Below are 18,324 nucleotides of genomic sequence, written 5' to 3'. Positions count from 1 at the left end.
ATTGCTTACAACGCTCCCGATTCTCTCGTCGAGGGCACCGATCGTCACCCATTCAAATCATCTGGATTTTAATGCGTGCACAATCATCCCCATGAATGTAGCTGTATACAGATGCCGCAACCAGGACCGGGAACCGTGAACAGAGACCAGGGCACCCCTGGCCTGTTCGCCTCCGCGCAGTGGCTGCAGATACACCGGGCCGATCCGAAGCTCGTGATCCTCGATGCCTGCGTCACCCGCGAGGTGCATCCCGACGACACCAGCACCTATTCGACCGGGCTGCCCACGTATCGCCAGGGCCACCTGCCCGGGGCGATCCACGCCGACCTCGTCGACGACTTCTCCGACCCCACCGCCGCGACGCCGTTCGGTCGGCCCACCTCCGAGCAACTCGCAACGGCGCTCGGACGCCACGGCATCGGCCCGGATTCGACCGTGATCATCTACGACCACCTCAACGGGATCTGGGCGGCGCGTCTGGTGTGGGTCTTGCACAGCTACGGGTTCACCGCCGCCGCTGTCCTCAACGGCGGGTTCGACGCCTGGCGCGAGAACGGCGGTGACGTCGAGACCGGCGAGCGCCTCCCGACACCGACCGCTCCCCCGGAACTCTGCCGTGCGCCCGGCCATTTCGCCGATGCCGACGACGTCCGAGCACTGGGTCCGGATGCGGCGTTGGTCAATGTGCTTCGGCCAGAGGTCTTTTCCGGCGAGGAAGTACCCTACGGCCGGGCCGGGCACATCCCGGGAAGCGTGAACCTGCCCTACGCCGAGCTGGTGGGCCCCGGCGGCACCGAAGTGGACCTCGATCAGGCTCGCCGCGCAGCCCACACGTTGCCCCCGGGCCCGGTGGTGACCTACTGCGGCAGCGGCATCACCGCCTCGGGATACGCACTGGCGCTGCGCGCCTCCGGCCGTGATGACGTCCGGGTCTACGACGGTTCGATGTCCGAATGGGCGGCAGATCCCGCCAATCCCCTCACCACATCGCTGTGACAACCACTCCCCGACACGAAGGACAGACCATGACCACCCTCGACCCGACCCGCGTACCCGACGTCGATGCGGTCATCGATGCGCTGCTCGAATTGCGTTCGCGGACACCGCTGGTGCACGCATTGACCAATTACGTGGCGGCCGGTTTCACCGCGAATGTCCTACTCGCCGCCGGCGCCAGCCCGGCGATGGTCGACAATGTGGAAGAAGTCGGCCTCTTCGCCGATGTCGCCGACGCGGTGATAATCAATCTCGGAACACCACAGTCCGCGCTGCACGACTCGTACATCACGGCGGCGACGGCGGCCCGCGAATCGGGCACTCCGTGGGTCCTCGATCCGATCGGCGCCGGCGGACTGCCCTGGCGCGGCGAACTCGCCCGGGAACTGCTCGCGCTGCATCCGACCGTGATCCGCGGCAACGCCTCTGAGGTCATCGGTCTGCACGGACTCGACGGTGGCGGCCGCGGTGTCGACAGCTCGGCCGATCCGGCCGCGGCAGTCGAAGCTGCCCGGGCATTGCTCGCGTCGGCGGATGCCGTCTCGGCCTCCGGCCAGGTCGATCACGTCGTCGGCACCACCGGCCGAGGCCACAATCTCATCAAGGTCGCCGGTGGACATTCGTTGCTGACCAAGGTCACCGGCACCGGATGCTCGCTTGGTGCATTGGTCGCTGCGTACACGGCAGTCGCACCCAACGGACTGACCGCCGCGGTGTCGGCGCACACCCATGTTGCGGTCGCAGCGGAGATCGCCGCCGAGAAGACCTCGGCTCCGGGTTCGTTCGCGGTTGCCTACCTCGACGCACTGCACGATCTCGGCCCCGACGACATTCGGTCGCGGGCTCAGATCAGCGGAGATCAGTTCAGCTGACCTGACCGTAGAAACGTTCGGCATACAGACGGATCACCAGACGGCGCTGCTCCACCATCGCCTGGGCGAACTCTTCCCAATCGGGGTGTTCGCCGGAGATGTCTCGGTAGAGGTCGATCAGTTCTGAAACCGTGTCGTCGTCGGTTGTCTGCACGGCGACCGGACTCAGTTCCACCCGGCCCTCCGCGACCGCATACGACCAGCCGTCCTCACTGGTGACCTGAAAACTCGCGCGCGGGTCACGACGCAGGTTGGCGACTTTGGCCCGCCCACCGGTGGAGGAGATCCGGAAGACGCGCTCCCGCGGATCGAATGAGTAGGCCACCACGGACAATTGCGGCACCCCGCTGCCCCGGATCGTGGCGAGCGTGCCGCGACTGTGTTCGGCGATGAACTCGATGAACGCCGCGTTGTCGGTCATGCGTCGAAATACTCCTCGTCGGTGACGTGGTCGAGCCAGGTCGTCGTCTCGGCCGGATCGTCGCCGTTGTCCAGCATCGCGAGATGTTCCATGAACGAATCCGGCGCAGCACCATGCCAATGTTCCTCGCCGGGAGGACAATACAATGTCTGTCCGGCCCGGGCCTCGATCTTCGGTTCACCCCGCGCCTGTACCCAGGCGATGCCCTCGGTGACATGCAAGGTCTGGCCCAGGGCATGGGAGTGCCACGCGGTGCGCGCTCCGGGAGCGAATCGCACTTTTGCCACGACCATCCTCTGACCTTGCTCGCGCGGATACGCGATCATGTCCAGCCAGACGTCGCCGGTGAATTGCTCGGGCGGGTTCTTGGTCGTCGGCAGACGTGGGTCGATATTCACGAAACTCACGCTTCGGGGATGTTCATGCCGAACGATTCACGGGTGATGACCTCCGGTTCAGGGCCACCCCGGATACCGGTGTCCAGGGCATCGATCGCGGCGAGATCCGCATCGGATAGCTCGAAATCGAAGATGTCGAAGTTCTCCGCGATCCGCGCCGGTGTCACCGACTTCGGGATGACCTGCCGGCCTTTCTGCACATGCCACCGCAGCATCACCTGGGCTGCGGACTTGCCGTACGAACTGGCGATCGCGCCGATGGTCGGGTCCTCGAGTGTCGAACCTTTCGATCCGTCCCGGTAGAACGTGATGCCACCGATCGGCGACCACGCCTGAGTGAGGATCCCGTGCTCGGCGTCGGCGGCCAGCACGTCCGGTTGCTGGAAGTAAGGATGAACCTCGATCTGGTTGATCGCCGGCACAATTGATGTCGCATCGAGCAGTCGGTCGAGGTGATCGCGCATGAAATTGCTGACACCGATGGCGCGAACCCTGCCGTCGGACAACAACTTCTCGAGTGCCTTGTAGGCGTCGACGGTGAGCTCGAACTCGGTGGGCAATGCCTGATGCAGGATCAGCAGGTCGATCTGATCGACGCCGAGTTTGCCTGCGGCCTTGTCGAAGGCGTGCAGTGTCTGGTCATATCCGAAATCGCTGATCCAGACCTTGGTCTCGATGAAGATGTCCGATCGGTCGAGGCCCGATTCGGCGATCGCCTTGCCTACCCCTTGCTCGTTGAGATACGCCGCGGCCGTGTCGATGTGCCGATAGCCCGTTTTCAACGCGACGGCCACCGCGTCGGCCGTCTCGTCGGGCGGGGTCTGGAAGACGCCGTAACCGATCGCCGGGATGGTGATGCCATTGTTCAGAACAAAGTTCGGGGGTACCACGGTTTTCACTCTAAACCTCCTCAGGTTGTGTCCGCCTGTGTTCCAGTCGACCGCAGTTCGGCCGCTCCGGGGAGTCACGGTTGTTCCGGGTAACGCCAGTACCTCCCTTGGATCCGCGGCGCTGCCTACGGTGGAGACATGAGTTCTGCCGAGCTTCGCATGGAGATCCGAGACTTCCTCAGCTCGCGGCGGGCGCGCATCACCCCCGAACAGACGGGCCTTCCTGCGTACGGCGGCAACCGCCGGGTCAAGGGGTTGCGCCGGGAAGAGGTGTCACTGCTGGCGGGTGTGTCGGTCGACTACTACGTGCGGATGGAACGAGGCAACCTCGCCGGTGCCTCCGACAGTGTTCTGGGCGCACTGGCCGGTGCGTTGCAGCTGGACGAGGCCGAACGCGATCACCTGTTCGCTCTCGCCCGCCAGTGCCAGGACAATTCGGCCACCCGCCGCCAACGGACCTCACCGACCACGGTCCGCCCGGCGATTCAGCAGGTTCTCGACGCCATCACCGATGCCCCGGCCTGGGTTCGCAACGGCCGACACGACATCATCGCGATGAACCAGCTGGCGCGCGCGCTCTACTCGCCGGTCCTGGCCGACCCACGCCGCCCGGCCAACACCACACGTTTCGTCTACCTGCAGCCCAGCGCCGCCGAGGAGTTCTTCGTCGACTACGACCAGATCGCGAGGGACGCCGCCGCCATGCTCCGGCTCGAGGCCGGCCGCAACCCTCACGACAAGGGCCTCATCGCACTCGTCGGAGAACTGTCCACTCAGAGCGAGTTGTTCCGTATCCGGTGGGCATCACAGGACGTCCGTTTCCATCGGAGCGGCCGTAAACGCTTGCGCCATCCCATTGTCGGCCAGCTCGACATGGACTTCGAAAGCATGGAGTTCCCTTCCGAACCGGGCCTGCATCTCAACATCTACACCGCGGCCGCGGGTACACCGACTGCCGACGCACTCACGTTGCTGGCCTCCTGGGCGGCCGGACATGATCGGCTCGAAACCGAACGCCGATCGATGCGCGGATCCTCCTGAGTCCCTCTCCTGTTCAGGGGATTCCGCGAGCACCCATGGCTGCCCGGCCCTGTTTCACCTCGCGATCGATCCGTCGACCGACGCCGCGAGGGTTTCGAATACCGAGAACGCCTCCGTCGCCGACACCCCCTCCTCGGCGACAGAGCCGAGGAGACCGGCCAAACCCCAGGACAAGAATGTCAGTATCGGCTCGAACTCTTTGACATCCATGGTGGTTCGGCCGAGGAGATGGTCCGCAAGGATTTCGTGGACCATCTGCACGGTGGCGCGGATCAGCACTGCACCGCTGCGTTTGCCGACCAGGGCTCGGTACACCTCCCGGTTCTGATCCGCCATTCGCAGCAGCGTGCGCACCGGGTCCCACAGCCGGGTGCCGGGTGGACCGGAATCGTCCACCGCAGCCCGTAGGTATTCGGTGCAACTCACCACGAGCAGGTCGTCCTTGTCGCGGTAGTGACTGTAGAAGGTGGACCGACCGACGTCGGCGCGATCGAGGATGTCCTGCACGGTGGTTCGGGAGTAACCCTTTTCGAGGAGCAGTTCGATGAGTGCTCGGTGCAGGAGTCCCCTGGTGCGTCGTACCCGTCGATCGGATGCCTGGGTCATGGTCGCTCCCGCCGTTACCGAACACTTCGTGTTGATCAGTGCCGAAACGAACGGATCCCGGCAGTTTGGTTCTGGCCCTGCCAGGCTATCGCGCAAATCATGAACTCATGTCCCATGACGAACAACAAAACCTCCGCGCCCATACGAACGAACATGACAACGAGCCGGCACCCGGCATCCTCATCACCGGTGTCCGTGCATACAACCTGTTCAACACGATCTTCTTCGGCGGCCGCCGCCGTCGCCTCGATACCGCGCTCGCGACGGTGAGCAGGACGGCTCCCGGGGACCATGTCCTCGATATCGGTTGCGGACCAGGAAGATTCGCCGGCGTGCTGGCCGACCGGGTCAGTTCTTCCGGACAGGTGATGGGCATTGACCCGTCCGGCCCCATGATCGACCACGCGTCCGCGCACGCAGGCCGCCGACGCAATTGCGACTTCCGTCAGGGGGCAGCGCAATCGCTGGACCTTCCCGATTCGTCGGTCGACCTGGTGACGTCGACGTTCGTCATGCACCACATCCCGCAGGATCAGCGGAAGACGGCCCTGGCAGAGATGTTCCGGGTCCTGCAGCCGGGAGGAAGGCTACTGCTCGCCGACGTGTACCCGCTCGATCGTGTCCACACCGGAGCCGTGCGACTGCTCGCGAAGGTCACCGCCCGCCGGCACGGGCATGCCGGCAGTCGCGGCGTCGCCACCGATCCGTTCGCCGCAACCGATGTCCGGAACTACATCGATTCGCTGCGCGGAATCGGTTTCGACCCGATCGAGTTCCGGGCGGTCAAACCGTCGACCGGCGCTCTTCTCGCCGTCAAGCCCTAGGGAACCGTTGGGGCTGAGGACGGGGGATCACTCCGGTGCGCCGATGTTGAGCTCGTCGGGATGTGCCCCCACTCGCACACCGTCGTCGAGGGTGGCGATGTCGGCGAGGTCGGACTCGCTCAGCTCGAAGTCGAAGACGTTGATGTTCTGGGCAATTCGGCCCGGATTGACCGATTTTGGGATCACGATGAGCCCGTTCTGCAGGTGCCAGCGGATGAGGACCTGTGCGGGCGATTTGCCGTACTGCTCCCCCACCCGCGTGATGATCGGGTCGGTGAGCAGGGTGTTCGGCTTGGAGTTCGGACCCCAACCCGAGTTGCTGGTCCCGCCGAGTGGACTCCACGATTCGACGGCGATCCCATGTTTCGCCGCTGCCGCCCGAACCGCCTGCTGCGGTAGGTGCGGGTGCAGTTCGACCTGATCGACTGCGGGCAGGCCGCCACGGTCGACCAGCAATTCGAGGTGCCGCGGCTCGAAGTTGCAGACCCCGATCGCCTTGGCACGGCCCGATTCGGCGATGGTTTCCATCGCATCCCAGGTCCGCAGCAGACGTGCATCGTCCTGCAGCGGCCAGTGGATGAGGTACAGGTCGACATAGTCCAAACCCAAGCGTGACAAGCTCTTGTCGAACGCGCTCAAGGCCGGCTCATACCCCTGGTCGGCGTTCCACAGCTTTGTCGTGACGAACAGTTCTTCACGTGGGACAGCAACATTCGCAATGGCCCGGCCGACGCCCTCTTCGTTGCCGTAGACCGCCGCGGTATCGATGTGCCGATACCCGGCATCATCGATCGCCGACCGCACCGCGCGCTCGGTCTCCTCGTTGGTTGCCTGCCAAACACCCAGTCCCAGTTGCGGAATCGTGGTGCCCGAGTTCAATACGATGGTGGGTACTTGTTCGGTCATGACTCCACCCTAGCGATCGGCGCGGATCAGCCGGCCAGTTCACCGACCGTCAGGCCACCCCAGATCCCGTACTTCTCGCCATATCGCTCGGCATGCCTGCGGCATTCCCGCGCGACCGGGCAACTACCGCAGATTCTTTTGGCGGCGGCTTCACGGCGGCGACGATCCTTGGCATACTCGCGCCCGGCCGGCGGAAAGAAGATGTTCGAGTCGACGTCCCCGGTTCGGCAGCTGCCCTGTACCCGCCAATCCCAGCCGGTTTCTCCCCCCACGTAGACGCCTCCCGATCCGGTCATGCCGAAACGGCAAGCGATGCGCGCACCGCCGCCGGTTCTTTGGTCCACATGCCACGTCCGGCCTGCGCGCCGGAGGCCTTCGTGGCCGGCCTCAACCGGTATCCGGCCGATCGAAGGAGCGCCTGCAGGTCGGACTGCTCCGAACCGGTCTGCACCAGCACGCTGCGATGACCGTGATCGGCGGCCTCGGCCTCGGCCTCGGCCTCGAGCCGGGCAAGTACTCGCCGTGCGAGACCGCGGCGACGATGGGAGGTGGCGGTCCAGATCCGGGTGATCTCGGCGCTGCCGTCGGCGGTAGATCGGTACTCCCCACCGGCAACCGGGACGCCGTCGGCCACCGCGACCAGAAAGGCATCGCCCGGCCGGACCCGCAACTTCGCAAACCACCCACACGACGTGCCGCCATACCGGCGGCTGTTCTCGATCGCGACCTGCGACAACACGGTGCGGGCCAGCCGGTCATCGCCGGTGACGCGCACTATCTCGACCTTCGGCCGACATGCCTCGATCATCGGCAGTGCCTGCGGCGCCTCCGGATGGACGGCCGCCGCAGCCATCAGCATCTGGTCGACCGACAACAACTTTCCGACAAACGACATGGCCCTGCTCCTTCGACGGTGGTGAAACCATTCAGCCGCGAAATCACCCGTCGGGCGATGGTTAGAACCACGCTGATCCGATGAGAACGGATCCGGTATCACCTTCGGCACCCTTGTCGTTGGCGCAGATGTACACGAATCTGGCGGCCCACTGATCACCGATGAAGGAGACTTCGATGTCGACACCTGCGAGCCTGCATCTTGCGGTCGCGCTGGAAGGGGCCGGCTGGCACCCGGCCGCCTGGCGCGAACCCGATGCCAGACCGGCCGAACTCCTGTCGGCCAAGTACTGGGCCGACCTGATCGCCGACGCCGAACGCGGCCTGATCGACTTCGTCACCATCGAGGATTCCTTCGGACTGCGGCCCGCCACACTCGGCGGGCTCGACCCCCGGACCGACCAGGTCAGTGGCCGCCTGGACTCGGTGTTGATCGCCGCGCGGACCGCGCCGTCGACGTCGAATATCGGCATCATCCCGACCGCCGTCGTGACGCACACCGAGCCCTTTCACCTCGCCAAGGCGATCGCGACCCTCGACTACGTGAGCACCGGACGGGCCGGGGTCCGGTTACAGGTCTCCGCCCACCCACACGAGGCAAGGCTGTTCGGTCGGCGCACCTTTCCGGAGATCTCGTTTGCGGACCTGTCCGGTGCGTCGACGCAGGCCCTGATCGCGGATCTCTTCGAGGAGGCCGGTGACTACGCCGAAGTCCTACGGCGACTGTGGGATTCGTGGGAGGACGATGCCGAGATCCGGGATGAGGCGACGGGCCGTTTCGTCGACCGCGACAAGCTCCACTACATCGACTTCGAGGGCCGTTTCTTCAGTGTCCGCGGACCGTCGATCACCCCACGACCTCCGCAGGGCCAACCGGTGATCGCGGCCCTGGGGCATCAGCAGATCCCGTACGAGCTGATCGGCCGGTCGGCCGACGTCGGCTTCGTGACCCCGCACACCGGGGCACAGGCCACCGAGACGATAGCCGCGATCAGATCGGCCCAGAACGCCGCCGGACGCGCGGCGGATACCGTTCATGTCTTCGCCGATCTGATTGTCTTCCTTGATGATTCCGCACAGGTGGCGGCCGACCGCCGGTCCCGTCTCGATGAGCTCGCCGGTGCGGAGTATGCGAGCGATGCACTGATCTTCGCCGGCAGCGCGTCCGATTTGGCAGATCTGATCGAGGACTTGGCTGCGGCCGGGATCACCGGCTTCCGGCTGCGTCCCGGCGCGATTCCCCACGATCTGCAAGCGATCACCGACGCCGTCGTTCCGGAACTACAACGCCGCGGCCGGTTTCGTGAAAATTACACGTCGTCCACGCTGCGCGGGAATCTGGGCCTGGCTCTGCCGGCAAACCGTTACGCAACAGCCGACCAACACTTCTCAGGGGATCTGGTCAACCGATGACAAAACAGGTACACCTCGCGGCGCATTTCCCCGGGGTCAACAACACCACCGTATGGAGCGATCCGGCTGCCGGTAGCCACATCGAGTTCAGCTCGTTCACCCACTTCGCGCAGACCGCCGAGCGCGCCAGGTTCGACTTCCTGTTCCTGGCCGAGGGCCTGCGGCTGCGTGAGCAGAACGGACTCATCTACGACCTCGACGTCGTCGGACGCCCGGACACGTTCACGGTGCTGGCCGCATTGGCCGCGGTGACGGACAAACTCGGGCTCACCGGGACCATCAATTCCACGTTCAACGAGCCCTACGAGGTCGCCCGGCAGTTCGCGAGCCTCGACCACCTCACCGCCGGCCGCGCGGCGTGGAATGTGGTGACCTCCTGGGACGAGTTCACCGGCCAGAACTTCCGCCGCGGCGGCTACCTGCCGCAGGAGCAGAGGTACCACCGCGCCCAACAGTTCCTCGAGGTTGCCACGCAGCTGTGGGACTCCTGGAACGACGACGACGTGGTCGCCGATCGCGAGTCGGGTACGTTCCTGCGGCGTCCCGATGTCGGCACCTTCGACCACACCGACGACCAGTTCGACATCGCCGGCCAGTTCAATGTTCCACGTGGACCACAGGGTCGGCCGGTGATCTTCCAGGCCGGCGACTCCGAGGACGGGCGGGAGTTCGCCGCCGCGAAGGCCGACGCGATCTTCTCCCGCCACTCGACACTGGACGACGGGCAGCTGTTCTACAAGGACGTCAAGGCCCGGCTGGCCACGTACGGCCGTCGACCGGAGGATCTGCTCATCCTGCCCGCGGCGACCTTTGTGCTCGGTGACACCGACGCCGAGGCAGCCGAACGGGCCCACCAGATCCGCCTCCAGCAGGTCAGCGGTCAGACGGCGATCAAGTTCCTCGAACAGCTGTGGAACCGCGACCTGTCCGACCACGATCCCGATGGCCCGCTGCCAACGGTCGATCCGGTACCCGGGGAGAACACCGTCGCCAAGGGCCGCGCGAGTGTGCGCATGCATCGCGATCCGATCGAGGTGGCCGCCGAGTGGCGCGCCAGAGCCGAGGCCGAGAACCTGAGCACCCGCGAACTGATCATCGAGGTCACCGGACGCCAGGCCTTCATCGGTTCACCGGCCACCGTCGCCGCCGACATCAATGACTTCGTCCAGGCCGATGCCGGCGATGGATTCATCCTGGTCCCCCACATCACCCCGGGTGGGCTCGATGAGTTCGCCGACACCGTGGTGCCGCTGCTGCAGGAACGTGGGGTCTACCGAACCGAGTACGAAGGCGACACCCTGCGCGACCACCTCGGCCTGTCAACGCCTCCCCACCCCCGATAATGTGCCCTTTTGGCGGTGCCGACCTGGGCTTTTAGTCGCCAGAAGGGCACATCATCGGGTCAGCTTTCGCGCTCGATGAGGCGGAGCGGCCAGGCCTCGTCCGGGATGTCCCGCAACAGGCACGGGATATCCTGCGCGGTGAACCAGCCGCGATAGTGGATCAGCTCGCCGATCACCGGATTCTGCACGGTCGCGTCCACCCGGAAGCGGTTGTGCCGGTCGTCCCATCCCTCGGCGTACAGCATCCGGGCCGCGAGCAACCCCCTCATGCCGACTTTGGGGCCCGCGGTGAGCAGGCGCATCGGCCCGCTCTCGAACACCAGCGAGCCCTCTTGGTCGACCCTGGCGGCCAGCGGCCAGAGCAGTTCGGGTCCATCGCCGAAGTAGTCGACCAGGCCCTCGCGACCGTCCACCAAAAGTGAGTTCAGGCCCTGGGCGCCACTGGTGTAGTTCAGCGATCGCATCACCGCCAGCGACTCCCTGCCGAGTTCGTCTTCGTAACAATAATTTTGCATTGTGAACGGAACGAGGCGACTAGATTTTGTCGGCATCGCATTGCGTTTACCGAAGTGCCGCAGCGCGGTTGACACCAGAGGTGAACTGTAAATCGACTCCATTATTCCGGTGGCCGACTGCGCCAAACGCGATTTTGAGTCAATTCCATAGCGCCACTGTAAGTTTGGATGCAGCCTTTCGAACTCTTGACCCAAGATGTTCTGGATGACCGAGCTCACTGCAACCCCCCGTTCCGACAATGCGGCATGAGGACTGAATGTACTACGAACCGCCTGCCTAAAATGTTGGGTCGGAGCACGTACTACTGCAACAAACACAGAGGAGCATCACGTGAGCACTCAGGTCGAAGAGATGGAGTTCGCCGCCGAGACGCGACAGCTGCTGGATCTGATGATCCATTCGATCTACTCGAACAAGGATTCTTTCCTTCGCGAGTTGGTGTCCAACGCATCGGACGCCCTCGACAAATTGCGGATGGAGTCGTACCGGGACAAGGATCTCGACGCCGACACCTCTGATCTCCACATCCAGATCTCGCTCGATCCCGAGGCCCGCACCTTCACGATCGCCGACAACGGCATCGGCATGACCCGCGACGAGGTTGTCGACCTGATCGGCACCCTGGCGAAGTCGGGCACCGCCGAGGTCCGCAAGAAGCTGAAGGAAGCCAAGGACTCGGCTGCGTCGGAAGAGCTGATCGGTCAGTTCGGTATCGGCTTCTACTCGACCTTCATGGTTGCCGACAAGGTCACGCTGCTCACCCGCAAGGCCGGCCAGTCCCAGGCCACGCGCTGGGAGTCCGCCGGCGCGGGCAAGTACACGATCGAAGAGGTCGCCGATGCGCCGCAGGGCACCTCCGTGACGCTGCACCTCAAGCCCGTCGATGCCGAAGACGATCTCCACGACTACACCTCGGTACCGAAGATCAAGGAGCTGGTGAAGAAGTACTCCGACTTCATCTCCTGGCCGATCCGGATGGACGTCACCACCCCGGCACCGCCGAAGGCTGCCGACGACGAGTCCGAGGAAGGCGACGACGCCCCCACCGAGACGACGGTGACCGAGACCCTGAACTCCCAGAAGGCGCTCTGGACGCGTCCGCGCTCGGAGGTCACCGACGAGGAGTACGCCGAGTTCTACCGGCACGTCAGCCACTCCTGGGACGATCCGCTCGAAACCATCCAGATGAAGGCCGAGGGCACCTTCGAGTACCAGGCCCTGCTGTTCATCCCGTCGACGGCGCCGTTCGATCTGTTCATGCGCGAGCACAAGGCCGGCGTGCAGCTGTACGTCAAGCGGGTGTTCATCATGGACGACTGCGAAGAACTCATGCCCGAGTACCTGCGCTTCGTGAAAGGCCTGGTCGACGCGGCCGACCTCTCGCTCAACGTCTCGCGGGAGATCCTGCAGCAGGATCGTCAGATCAAGGCCATTCGTCGCCGGCTCACCAAGAAGGTCCTGAGCACCATCAAGGACATGCGGACCAATGACCGCGAGAAGTACGACACCCTGTGGTCGCAGTACGGCCGGGTCCTCAAGGAAGGCCTGCTCTCCGACATCGACAACCAGCCCGCCCTGCTGTCGATCATCTCCCTGAGCTCGACCCATTCCGCGGACACCGCAACAACATTGGCCGAGTACGTCGAGCGGATGAAAGACACCCAGAGCCAGATCTTCTACGCCACCGGCGAGTCGCGGGAACAGCTCGAACGCTCACCCCACCTCGAGGCGTTCAAGGCCAAGGGCATCGAGGTGCTGCTGCTCACCGATCCGATCGACGAGATGTGGATCGGATCGATCCACGAGTTCGAAGGTAAGCCGCTGCAGTCGGTGGCCAAAGGCGAGGTCGATCTGAGCGGCGAAGCCGACAAAGAAGAGGACAGCAAGAAGGACGAGGAGTTCGGCGAACTCCTCACCTGGATGACCGGCGTGCTCGTCGACGACGTGAGCGCGGTGCGGTTGTCGAGCCGCCTGACCGATTCGGCGGCGTGCATTGTCGGTGAGGCACAGAGCCTTTCACCGGCACTGGAGCGGATGTACCGCGACTCGGGCATCCCGATGCCCGACAGCAAGCGGATCCTGGAACTCAACCCGGACCATCCGCTGACCGTGGGGCTGCAGAAGGCATACGCCGAGCGTGGCGACGACGCCGAACTGCGCCAGTCGACCGAATTGCTCTATGGTGCAGCGTTGCTGGCCGAAGGTGGCTCCCCGAAGCAACCCGCCGCCTTCAGCAAGACCCTGGCCGACCTGCTGACCCGGACGGTCACCACCAGCTGACCTCCACACCCCGATGATGTGGCCTTATGGCGGTGCCCACCTGGGCTTTTGTTCGCCAAAAGGCCACATCATCGGGGGTTGGGAGCGGGCTAGTGGATGCCGAACTCCTTGATCTTCCGATAGATGGTGGCGCGGGAAAGCCCAAGTGCGGCTGCGGCTTCGGATTTGTTGCCGTTGTTGTCCAGCAGGCTCCGCACGATCGCGTCACGTTCCAGCGATTCGATCTGGGACAGTGTTCGCCGGATCGTGGTGCGGCATTCCGGCGGGAGATGTTCGACGTCGATGACACCGCTACGTCGCACTGCCAACGTCTCGGTGAGGATGCGGCGTAGCTGGGCAACATTTCCGGGCCACGGATGCTTGCTCAGCGCGCGAACCGCTGCCGGTGCGAGGCGTGCGGTCGCCCCGGGATGGATCTGCTCGATCAAATAGGGCACCAGGGCATGGAGGTCTTCGCTGCGATGCCGCAGCGCCTGCAATGTCACCGTGTGCGAGAAGAACGGCAGCAGCGTTGCCTCGACTTCGCTGCGTTGGGTGTTTCCGCTGGTTGTCGCCGCCACCCACCCCGTCCCCTCCACGGACTGCAGCAGAAGCGCCACCGGATCCACCAAAAGCGTTGGTAGCTGGTCGATGTCGGAGAGAAGAACGTTGAAGGCAGCACTCGATTCGAGCTCCGCGGACAGCAGGTCCAGGTACCTCTCATGGTCGGCGGCATCACGGATCCCGAGCGTGAGCAGATGGGTGGCCGGGGCCAGTTTGTGCGCGGCCGCGGTCACCAGGGTGGACCGCCCGGTACCGGGTTCACCCTCGACGAGCACCCAGTGGCGGTCGGCGTAGCAGCGCCGCACCTGGTTGTAGCTGCGGCGCAACGAAGCGCTGTTTCCGACGAGTCCGGCGGGTAGCGGTTCCCCCTCGATCCAGGCCGGCGACGGGGACGGGGCAACCCAGGCGTCAGGGAAGTCGTCCACCGTCACGTGAAACACGATATTGACTGCGCCGGACCGTATTTCGTCACGATCGGCCACCGACACCCGCGCGTTCCGTCCGCTCGGCAGTTGCGCCACCAGGGTTCGCGTCGCGGCGACGGCCTGCACATCGAGTGCATGCTCGAGCAGGGCCGTCTGGTCGCGTGCGTCCAACGTCCGCCGCAGATAGGCGTTCATCAGGACCATCTCACCGGCGACCGCGAGCACACCGCGACTGTAGCGACGGGCGGTCGTGAGATAGGTGGTCAGCAGAGCGGTCTCGCGTTCGTTGGCCTGACTCAGCAACTGGTTCTCGATCTGCCTGCTTGCCGACTTCGCGAGCGACAACAGCAGCGGATTGGCGTGCTCGGCGCGACAGGTCATGTCGAGCACTCCGAGGAGCGCACCGGAGTTCGGATGCCGGATCGGCACCCCGGCACACGCCAGTGTCCCGAGCTCCCCGACGTAATGTTCGCTACCGAGGATGTACGTCGGCTGCCGGGTCTCGATGGTGGTTCCGATGCCATTGGTTCCGACAAACTGCTCGGCGTAGCTGTACCCGCGCGCCAGCTTCACTTCGTCGAGGGTCCGGTTGATGCCCGCATCCGACGAGAACCGATCCAGGATGAGCCCCTCCGCCGACGTCAGGATCACGCTGACGGGCTGACTCGCCATGTCGTCGGTGATCGACCTCAACACCGGCCCGGCGGCGTTCATCAGCGGCGTGTCGAGGTCGGGTTCCCGAACGAACGGCAACTCCACCCGGTCGACGTGGATGTGGAGCGCTTGCGATCGTCGCCACGAATCCAACACCGCCGGACGGACGGGATGAGCGGCCCGTCCATCTGTGGTCAGAAATTCCTCGCGCGCCAGCTGCCGTTCCCCTGCTGACCAGCCGCGATCGGCAAAACTCGACATCCTCGCAGGTCACCTCCATGACCGGCTGTCAAGTTCCGGTCTGCCGCAATCGTAAGAGCGTCTCGGAATGAGACGCGTCTCACATTGAGACGTACTTGTCATCGTAACGAGTGTGTCATCGGTCACAGGGAGCTTTGCGGCTCTCGCCATCGACCACCCGCGTGCTCGAACGAGGAGGACTGCGTTGAGCAGACAGAGTCTGAGCAAAGCACACAAGAAGATCACCGAACTGTCCTGGGAGCCGACCTTTGCCACGCCGGCCACCAGATTCGGCACCGACTACACCTTCGACAAGGCACCCAAGAAGGATCCGCTCAAGCAGATCCTCCGTTCGTACTTCCCGATGGAGGAGGAGAAAGACAATCGTGTCTTCGGCGCGATGGATGGCGCCATTCGCGGGAACATGTTCCGCCAGGTCGAGCAGCGGTGGATGGAATGGCAGAAGCTGTTTCTCTCGATCATCCCGTTCCCGGAGATCTCCGCCGCCCGGGCCATGCCGATGGCGATCGACGCGGTCCCCAACCCGGAAATCCACAACGGGCTGGCGGTGCAGATGATCGATGAGGTCCGGCACTCGACGATCCAGATGAACCTCAAGCGTCTGTACATGAACCACTACATCGATCCGGCCGGCTTCGACATGAGCGAGAAGGCGTTCGCCAACAACTACGCCGGCACCATCGGACGCCAGTTCGGCGAGGGATTCATCACCGGTGACGCCATCACCGCGGCCAACATCTATCTGACAGTGGTCGCCGAGACCGCGTTCACCAACACCCTGTTCGTCGCGATGCCGTCCGAGGCGGCGGCCAACGGTGACTATCTGCTGCCGACGGTGTTCCACTCGGTGCAATCCGACGAGTCACGGCACATCTCCAACGGCTACTCCATCCTGTTGATGGCGCTGGCCGACGAGGACAACCGGCAACTTCTCGAACGCGACCTCCGCTACGCCTGGTGGAACAACCACTGTGTGGTCGACGCCGCAATCGGCACGTTCATCGAGTACGGCACCAAGGACCGTCGCAAGGATCGTGATTCCTACGCCGAGATGTGGCGGCGATGGATCTATGACGATTACTACCGCTCCTACCTCATCCCGCTGGAGAAGTACGGGCTCAAGATCCCGCACGATCTGGTCGAGGAGTCCTGGAACCGCATCGTCAACAAGGGCTACGTCCACGAGGTCGCCCAGTTCTTCGCCACCGGCTGGCCGGTGAATTACTGGCGTATCGACGCGATGACCGACGAGGACTTCGAGTGGTTCGAGTACAAGTACCCGGGTTGGTACGACAAGTACGGAAAGTGGTGGGAGGCCTACAACCGGATGGCGTACCCGGGCAAGAACAAGCCCATCGCCTTCGAGTCCGATGCCAACTACCAGTACCCGCATCGCTGCTGGACCTGCATGGTGCCCGCCCTCATCCGTGAGGACATGGTGACCGAGAAGGTCGACGGTCAGTGGCGAACCTACTGCTCGGAAACGTGCGCCTGGACCGACATCAAGGCGTTCCGTCCCGAGTACGAGGGCCGGCCGACACCGAACATGGGCCGCCTCACCGGTGACCGTGAGTGGGAAACCCTGCATCACGGCCGCGATCTCGCCGACATCGTCAAGGACCTCGGATACGTTCGCGATGATGGCAAAACCCTTATCCCGCAGCCACATCTGCACCTGGATGATCCAAAGAAGCTGTGGACACTCGACGACATCCGCGGCATCGAATTCGGTAGCCCGAACGTCACGTTGAACGAGATGTCCGATGCGGAACGGGAGGCACACATCGCCGAGTACAAGGCCGGCGGTCCGGCCGGCCGGCCGGCCAAACAAGCTGCAGGCGTCTGAACCCCTCGCCGGGCCCCACCACCCGGCCAGGCGCCTGCTCAGAACTCGGGGGCAGTGTGGTTGCACGCGCCACGCTGCCCCTGGGCTCCATCCATCCCAGTGCAAGGACCTCGATCCATGGGTGAGACCCACAATGTTCGTTTCGAACCCGTCGACCTCGAGATAGAGGTCGACGAGGACGAAACCATCCTCGACGCCGCTTTCCGCCAAGGCGTTTCGCTGATGCATGGTTGCCGAGAAGGGCAGTGCTCAGCGTGCAAGTCGTTTCTCCTCGACGGTGACATTCAGATGGACCGCTACTCGACGTTCGCGCTGGCGGACTACGAGAGCGAGGAAGGATACGTGCTGCTCTGCAAGACGCACGCGTATTCCGACTGCGACATCGAACTCATCAACTTCGACGAGGACGAACTGCGCAATGCGGTTCCCCTACAACATCTCCGGACCCGAATCGTCGGTCTCGACGAGCTGACCCACGACATCGTGTCGGTCAAGCTGGAACTACTCGAACCGGCGACGTTCATGTTCAAACCGGGGCAATACGCCGATCTGATGATCCCCGGCGCCGACGAGCACCGTTCGTTCTCGATGGCCACCACCCCCACCATGGCCGGGCGACTGGAGTTCATCATCAAGAAGTATCCGGGTGGCCGATTCTCCGGCCTGCTCGAGACGTCGCTGTCGGTGGGCGACGAACTCGAACTCAACGGTCCGTACGGCTCTTTCACCATCAAGGAGTCGTCCGTGCGGCCGATCGTCTGCATCGCCGGCGGCGCGGGCATGTCCCCCATCCTGTCCCTGCTCAGGCATCTCTCCGAACTGGAGAGTGCCGGTGACGCGCCGGTCCGGCCGGTGCATTTCTACTACGGGGCCAGAACCGCCAAGGATTTGTTCTATCTCCACGAGATCAAGGAGATCGGTAACCGGTTGCCCGACTTCACCTTTGTCCCCTGCCTGTCCGAGGAGACCACGGCGGATTGGGAAAGCATGGGCGTGGCCGGCGATTTCGGGTTCGTCACCGAGGTGGTCGAGCGCCGCGAATCCGGGATGGGGTCCGCGGACTTCTATCTCTGCGGTCCGCCACCGATGGTCGACGCCGCGATGGCGCTGCTCGACGGTGCCGGAGTGCCTCTCGACCAGGTGCATTTCGACAAGTTCACCACCACCGTTCCACAAGACAGTTGACCGTCCTCCC

Annotated in this window: 18 protein-coding genes; 9 read left to right on the top strand and 9 right to left on the bottom strand. The window is 64.1% G+C overall.

Going from position 1 to position 18,324, the window contains the following annotated elements; translation table 11 throughout:
- Window positions 1-135: 135 nt before the first annotated feature.
- Both AC51GT_RS21215 and thiM read left to right on the top strand, forming a co-directional pair.
- Window positions 136-996 carry a sulfurtransferase gene (locus tag AC51GT_RS21215; protein WP_496326940.1) on the top strand — a complete coding sequence of 287 codons (861 nt, stop codon included), beginning with the start codon at window positions 136-138 and terminating at the stop codon, window positions 994-996.
- Window positions 997-1,025: 29 nt separating this feature from the next.
- Entirely contained in the window at window positions 1,026-1,868 is an 843-nt protein-coding gene (thiM, locus tag AC51GT_RS21210; protein ID WP_496326939.1) for a hydroxyethylthiazole kinase, read from the top strand.
- Here the strand turns inward: thiM and AC51GT_RS21205 are convergent.
- The 3 genes from AC51GT_RS21205 to AC51GT_RS21195 are packed head-to-tail and all read right to left on the bottom strand — an operon-like array spanning window position 1,861 to window position 3,577.
- Window positions 1,861-2,289, bottom strand: coding sequence for a PPOX class F420-dependent oxidoreductase (locus AC51GT_RS21205; RefSeq protein ID WP_496326938.1), 429 nt, complete (start codon window positions 2,287-2,289; stop codon window positions 1,861-1,863). The genes thiM and AC51GT_RS21205 overlap by 8 nt on opposite strands.
- Complete coding sequence (locus AC51GT_RS21200; RefSeq protein WP_496326937.1) at window positions 2,286-2,687, bottom strand: (R)-mandelonitrile lyase; 402 nt, start codon at window positions 2,685-2,687, stop codon at window positions 2,286-2,288. Before AC51GT_RS21200 ends, AC51GT_RS21205 begins: the two co-directional genes overlap by 4 nt.
- 5 nt (window positions 2,688-2,692) lie before the next feature.
- Complete coding sequence (locus AC51GT_RS21195; RefSeq protein ID WP_496326957.1) at window positions 2,693-3,577, bottom strand: aldo/keto reductase; 885 nt, start codon at window positions 3,575-3,577, stop codon at window positions 2,693-2,695.
- A gap of 138 nt (window positions 3,578-3,715) precedes the next feature.
- Between AC51GT_RS21195 and AC51GT_RS21190 the strand changes: the two genes are divergently transcribed.
- On the top strand, window positions 3,716-4,618 hold the full coding sequence (locus AC51GT_RS21190; RefSeq protein WP_496330071.1) for a helix-turn-helix transcriptional regulator: 903 nt from the start codon (window positions 3,716-3,718) through the stop codon (window positions 4,616-4,618).
- Between the two features lie 54 nt (window positions 4,619-4,672).
- On the opposite strand, the gene AC51GT_RS21185 is transcribed toward AC51GT_RS21190, so the two are convergent.
- On the bottom strand, window positions 4,673-5,224 hold the full coding sequence (locus AC51GT_RS21185; RefSeq protein ID WP_496326935.1) for a TetR/AcrR family transcriptional regulator: 552 nt from the start codon (window positions 5,222-5,224) through the stop codon (window positions 4,673-4,675).
- A 107-nt stretch (window positions 5,225-5,331) separates the two neighbouring features.
- Here AC51GT_RS21185 and AC51GT_RS21180 point away from each other — a divergent pair, with 107 nt between their 5' ends.
- On the top strand, window positions 5,332-6,048 hold the full coding sequence (locus AC51GT_RS21180) for a class I SAM-dependent methyltransferase (RefSeq protein ID WP_496330070.1): 717 nt from the start codon (window positions 5,332-5,334) through the stop codon (window positions 6,046-6,048).
- 27 nt (window positions 6,049-6,075) lie between these two features.
- Here the strand turns inward: AC51GT_RS21180 and AC51GT_RS21175 are convergent, their stop codons facing one another.
- From AC51GT_RS21175 to AC51GT_RS21165, 3 genes are read right to left on the bottom strand one after another with little or no spacing between them, the layout of a single operon-like run.
- Window positions 6,076-6,954: an aldo/keto reductase gene (locus AC51GT_RS21175; protein ID WP_496330069.1), complete on the bottom strand. Its 879-nt coding sequence runs from the start codon at window positions 6,952-6,954 to the stop codon at window positions 6,076-6,078.
- A 26-nt stretch (window positions 6,955-6,980) separates the two neighbouring features.
- Window positions 6,981-7,250: a WhiB family transcriptional regulator gene (locus AC51GT_RS21170; protein ID WP_496330068.1), complete on the bottom strand. Its 270-nt coding sequence runs from the start codon at window positions 7,248-7,250 to the stop codon at window positions 6,981-6,983.
- Window positions 7,247-7,849 carry a GNAT family N-acetyltransferase gene (locus AC51GT_RS21165; RefSeq protein WP_496330067.1) on the bottom strand — a complete coding sequence of 201 codons (603 nt, stop codon included), beginning with the start codon at window positions 7,847-7,849 and terminating at the stop codon, window positions 7,247-7,249. The genes AC51GT_RS21170 and AC51GT_RS21165 overlap by 4 nt, the downstream gene beginning before the upstream one ends.
- 176 nt (window positions 7,850-8,025) lie before the next feature.
- Between AC51GT_RS21165 and AC51GT_RS21160 the strand changes: the two genes are divergently transcribed.
- Complete coding sequence (locus AC51GT_RS21160; RefSeq protein WP_496330066.1) at window positions 8,026-9,261, top strand: LLM class flavin-dependent oxidoreductase; 1,236 nt, start codon at window positions 8,026-8,028, stop codon at window positions 9,259-9,261.
- Window positions 9,258-10,604 carry an NtaA/DmoA family FMN-dependent monooxygenase gene (locus AC51GT_RS21155; protein WP_496326929.1) on the top strand — a complete coding sequence of 449 codons (1,347 nt, stop codon included), beginning with the start codon at window positions 9,258-9,260 and terminating at the stop codon, window positions 10,602-10,604. Before AC51GT_RS21160 ends, AC51GT_RS21155 begins: the two co-directional genes overlap by 4 nt.
- Before the next feature lie 59 nt (window positions 10,605-10,663).
- Here AC51GT_RS21155 and AC51GT_RS21150 read toward each other — a convergent pair whose 3' ends face one another.
- Window positions 10,664-11,338, bottom strand: a complete 675-nt coding sequence (locus tag AC51GT_RS21150; RefSeq protein ID WP_496326928.1) for a DUF4166 domain-containing protein — start codon at window positions 11,336-11,338, stop codon at window positions 10,664-10,666.
- Between the two features lie 112 nt (window positions 11,339-11,450).
- Between AC51GT_RS21150 and htpG the strand changes: the two genes are divergently transcribed.
- Window positions 11,451-13,400 (top strand): molecular chaperone HtpG, encoded by a 1,950-nt coding sequence (htpG, locus tag AC51GT_RS21145; RefSeq protein WP_496326927.1) that lies wholly within the window; start codon window positions 11,451-11,453, stop codon window positions 13,398-13,400.
- A gap of 89 nt (window positions 13,401-13,489) precedes the next feature.
- On the opposite strand, the gene AC51GT_RS21140 is transcribed toward htpG, so the two are convergent.
- Complete coding sequence (locus tag AC51GT_RS21140) at window positions 13,490-15,283, bottom strand: sigma-54-dependent Fis family transcriptional regulator (RefSeq protein WP_496330065.1); 1,794 nt, start codon at window positions 15,281-15,283, stop codon at window positions 13,490-13,492.
- Window positions 15,284-15,467: 184 nt separating this feature from the next.
- On the opposite strand from AC51GT_RS21140, the gene AC51GT_RS21135 reads away from it, so the two are divergent.
- Entirely contained in the window at window positions 15,468-17,129 is a 1,662-nt protein-coding gene (locus AC51GT_RS21135; RefSeq protein WP_496330064.1) for a ferritin family protein, read from the top strand.
- Window positions 17,130-17,246: 117 nt separating this feature from the next.
- Window positions 17,247-18,314, top strand: coding sequence for a 2Fe-2S iron-sulfur cluster-binding protein (locus AC51GT_RS21130; protein ID WP_496326924.1), 1,068 nt, complete (start codon window positions 17,247-17,249; stop codon window positions 18,312-18,314).
- Window positions 18,315-18,324 lie beyond the last annotated feature (10 nt).

The sequence above is a fragment of the Williamsia sp. z34 genome (assembly GCF_059553395.1).
Note: the sequence above shows the minus strand (reverse complement) of the source record. Positions and strands in the feature narration are given on the sequence as shown.

Excerpts from the sequence above, each read along its gene's own strand:
- AC51GT_RS21185 (WP_496326935.1), bottom strand. The coding sequence starts at position 5,224 with ATGACCCAGGCATCCGATCGACGGGTACGACGCACCAGGGGACTCCTG.
- AC51GT_RS21140 (WP_496330065.1), bottom strand. The coding sequence starts at position 15,283 with ATGTCGAGTTTTGCCGATCGCGGCTGGTCAGCAGGGGAACGGCAGCTG.
- thiM (WP_496326939.1), top strand. The coding sequence starts at position 1,026 with ATGACCACCCTCGACCCGACCCGCGTACCCGACGTCGATGCGGTCATC.
- AC51GT_RS21165 (WP_496330067.1), bottom strand. The coding sequence starts at position 7,849 with ATGTCGTTTGTCGGAAAGTTGTTGTCGGTCGACCAGATGCTGATGGCT.
- AC51GT_RS21130 (WP_496326924.1), top strand. The coding sequence starts at position 17,247 with ATGGGTGAGACCCACAATGTTCGTTTCGAACCCGTCGACCTCGAGATA.
- AC51GT_RS21180 (WP_496330070.1), top strand. The coding sequence starts at position 5,332 with ATGTCCCATGACGAACAACAAAACCTCCGCGCCCATACGAACGAACAT.
- AC51GT_RS21175 (WP_496330069.1), bottom strand. The coding sequence starts at position 6,954 with ATGACCGAACAAGTACCCACCATCGTATTGAACTCGGGCACCACGATT.
- AC51GT_RS21205 (WP_496326938.1), bottom strand. The coding sequence starts at position 2,289 with ATGACCGACAACGCGGCGTTCATCGAGTTCATCGCCGAACACAGTCGC.
- AC51GT_RS21190 (WP_496330071.1), top strand. The coding sequence starts at position 3,716 with ATGAGTTCTGCCGAGCTTCGCATGGAGATCCGAGACTTCCTCAGCTCG.
- AC51GT_RS21155 (WP_496326929.1), top strand. The coding sequence starts at position 9,258 with ATGACAAAACAGGTACACCTCGCGGCGCATTTCCCCGGGGTCAACAAC.
- AC51GT_RS21160 (WP_496330066.1), top strand. The coding sequence starts at position 8,026 with ATGTCGACACCTGCGAGCCTGCATCTTGCGGTCGCGCTGGAAGGGGCC.
- AC51GT_RS21170 (WP_496330068.1), bottom strand. The coding sequence starts at position 7,250 with ATGACCGGATCGGGAGGCGTCTACGTGGGGGGAGAAACCGGCTGGGAT.